General features: G+C 60.1%; 5 pseudogenes. All 5 read left to right on the forward strand.

Annotation, left to right across the window (positions count from 1 at the left end):
* A pseudogene (locus UG55_RS29735) lies at nt 1-371 on the forward strand (hypothetical protein); the annotation flags it as partial.
* A 556-nt stretch (nt 372-927) separates the two neighbouring features.
* Nucleotides 928-1072 (forward strand): annotated as a pseudogene (locus UG55_RS44810) (UPF0104 family protein); the annotation flags it as partial.
* Between the two features lies 1 nt (nt 1073).
* Nucleotides 1074-1272, forward strand: a pseudogene (locus tag UG55_RS44815) (UPF0104 family protein); the annotation flags it as partial.
* A gap of 1 nt (nt 1273) precedes the next feature.
* Nucleotides 1274-1590: pseudogene (locus UG55_RS44820) on the forward strand (UPF0104 family protein); the annotation flags it as partial.
* 1 nt (nt 1591) lies between these two features.
* Nucleotides 1592-1896, forward strand: a pseudogene (locus tag UG55_RS44825) (UPF0104 family protein); the annotation flags it as partial.
* Between the last annotated feature and the right edge of the window lie 362 nt (nt 1897-2258).

A 2258-nucleotide genomic window follows, 5' to 3' on the forward strand; every position in this document is an offset into this window, starting at 1 on the left:
CCTCAGGACGCAACACCCTCCACAAAATGAGGCCCTTCACTCTCAACAGCGACCAGGAGAAAAAAGAATGGATTGGCGTCATTAAGGCCATGGAAGACGCCCTTCTGCTCCACCACCACAAACCCGGAAGCCTCGTCCGCCTCTGGAACTACCTCCACGATCGTAGCGCAGGAAGCATCTGCGGCCTGTCCGACCTCATCCGCGAATCCGCCGTCGAAGCCATCCACACCGGCCAGGAATCCATCACCCGCTCCCTCATGGACGGCATTGAGATCAGCGAGCTCGCACAGGAGCACTACCGGCGAACACGATCACTTTTACGGAGCGAGCAACGGAAACGTCGCTCGGGCGATCCCAATTCAACTTCATAATACCGAAGGAAATGAGTAGTCCCTCCGAGCCGTGGTCGCTGGATACAGGCATGCCAGCGAAGATCACTGGCAGGCCCGACAGCGGACGGATCGACGCCCACTCCACCGACGAGCGGGCCGCCCGATGCCGNACCGCCTCACCGCCAGTGCGGGAAATGCGCGCGGGACGCTCCGTCACAGTGCGGCGTTGGTCGTGATCCGGTCACCTCGGACCGGCCCGCTATGCTGCTGCGGACCAAGCGCTTCGCACCCGATGGACGGCGTGTGGTGCTGCTCGGGCAAACTGGCAACCGGCGCAGTGGTCGAGGCCCGAAGCTAGCTACCNGCCGATCATCCAGACTGATCAATAAGAGACATTAGATGATCTTGAATGGCTGCACGGGATGAGGGGGCGTCGTTGGCCCGATCATGCCTGCAGCATCGCCGGCCGCGCTGGCTGGCTTCTCGCCGTTCAGTCCTGACCATAGGAGTCGGGCCGGAGAATTAGGGTGTATGAGTGGGTTCTGAGACAGTGAAGCTGCGCGTACGCGGTTTTAGATGGTGGCTGGTACGCAGTATGCTGCTCGTCGCTGCTGTGTCGCTTGTCGTAGTTCTAGTCGAGCAGTGGAGCGAAGTCCGGGACTCACTCAGTGCGTTGACGTGGGTCGGCATTATGGCGTCTTGCGCTGCTACGCTCTTCGCGGTCGGCATGGCCATGCTTTNTTGGAGAACGATCCTGGCGGGGCTGGGGACGAGGTTGCCGCTTCGCGTAGCCGTTCATATTTTCTTCGTTGGTCAGCTCGGGAAATACCTTCCGGGTAGCGTTTGGTCTGTAGTTGCACAGGTAGAGATGTCGCACGAATACGGAATCTCTCGACCGGAATCCGCCTCGGCCGGAATGATAGTTTTGGCTTTGGCGGTCNCGTGTGGCGGCCTTACAGCGGCGATCACCTTGCCGTTCGTTTCGAACGATGCTCTTATCCGTTATTGGTGGGCGCTGGGGGTGTTTCCAGTGTTCGTATTTGCGCTTTCACCCCCGGTGCTCAACCGGGCGCTTGCCCTAATCCTACGACGTATGCGCCGTCCCGCTCTAGACCAACGTCTAACACTACGACCGGTGCTCATCGGCGCAGGCTGGCTGCTTGCTGGATTCATCGGTTACGGCATAGCGGCGTGGCTACTCGTTCGCGATCTGAATCCGGCGATGACAGGAGGACCATTGCTGCTGCTGGCCGTAGGTNGCTATGCCTTGGCATGGACGGCTGGCTTTCTGGTCATCATCTTGCCGGCAGGTGCTTTGGTAAGAGAGGCGGTACTAGTGCTGGCGTTCACTCCGGCGCTGCCGGGCGGCAAAGCTGCACTAGTCGCCGTGATCTCGCGGCTACTCGCGACGGTGGCCGATCTGGCTTGGGCTACCCTTGGCCTATCCCTGAGACCTCGCTCGAACCCTCCAAATAAAATTGGCGGCACCGCTACGGGGGCTGTGGAGCTGAGTCCGGTCCCTCAGCTCCACAGCCCCCGGAAGAACGGTGAACATCAAAAATAGCGAGATCGAGACGGGGAGGCAGGCTGTCGATTTTTACTTCCTGCCCCTACAGCCAGGTCCGCCTCAGCAGGTAACAAGGCCTACCGCGTGTGAGCTGTTGTTCCAGAAGTAGTGGCCATACCAGAAGGTCTTGGTCTCACCGGGATTCATGTACTGGCATCCNGTGTCCGGGCCACCAGAGATGGTGACTTTCACGCCGCCAGCAAGACAGGGGAACTGCTTGTAAACCACAGCGTAGCCACCGGCAGTGGAAGACGAAGGATGATCTTCGGTGATGATCCCGCAGGCGGTATCCGCGAAGGCGGGGCTGGAGCCGAAGGCCATCAGGGGAATGCTGAGCAGCAGGGCGGAACCTGTCAACC

This window comes from Frankia sp. EI5c, from assembly GCF_001636565.1.
Classification (GTDB): domain Bacteria; phylum Actinomycetota; class Actinomycetes; order Frankiales; family Frankiaceae; genus Parafrankia.